The sequence below is a fragment of the Bradyrhizobium sp. NBAIM08 genome, from assembly GCF_020193935.1.
Classification (GTDB): Bacteria; Pseudomonadota; Alphaproteobacteria; order Rhizobiales; family Xanthobacteraceae; genus Bradyrhizobium; species Bradyrhizobium yuanmingense.
The window spans coordinates 1-429 of sequence record NZ_JADYVR010000565.1 but is presented as its reverse complement, the minus strand read 5'-3'; the positions used below and the strand labels follow the sequence as shown (position 1 = coordinate 429).

Genomic DNA, 429 nt, shown 5'->3' with positions numbered 1-429 from the left:
CTGTGTGTCTGCGACATCGCGCTGGTCGTGGGCATGAGCGTCTCGGCCCTCTCTCACCAACTGCGCTTCCTCCGCGAGCGCGGAGCGGTCAGCCGCAACAAGGTCGGCCGGATCGCCTTTTACCGCCTCGTCGACGACCACCTGCGGCGCCTCGTCCTCGACGCCGCCGTCCATGTCGCTGAGGGGGCGGCCTGATGCCGCACGCCCACGGATCGACGGCTAGCGCCAGCCGCGATCGGTTGGTCGCGGTATTCGCCTTGACGGCCACGATCTTCGTCGTCGAACTCGTCGGTGGACTCGTCTCGAACAGCCTCGCGCTTCTTGCGGATGCGGGGCACATGTTCACCGACGTCGCGGGTATCGGGCTCGCCTTGCTGGCGATCTGGTTCGCCGGGCGGCCGGCGAAGAGCGGCCGGACCTTCGGCTACC

The 429-nt window shown here is 68.5% G+C and carries 2 protein-coding genes; both read left to right on the top strand.

From position 1 onward, the window contains the following. A partial coding sequence (locus I6F37_RS40980) for an ArsR family transcriptional regulator (protein ID WP_225154516.1) occupies positions 1 to 195 on the top strand: 195 nt, incomplete at its 5' end. Then, positions 195 to 429: cation transporter (locus I6F37_RS40975; RefSeq protein WP_225154515.1), on the top strand; the 235-nt coding region annotated here is incomplete at its 3' end. The genes I6F37_RS40980 and I6F37_RS40975, both read left to right, overlap by 1 nt.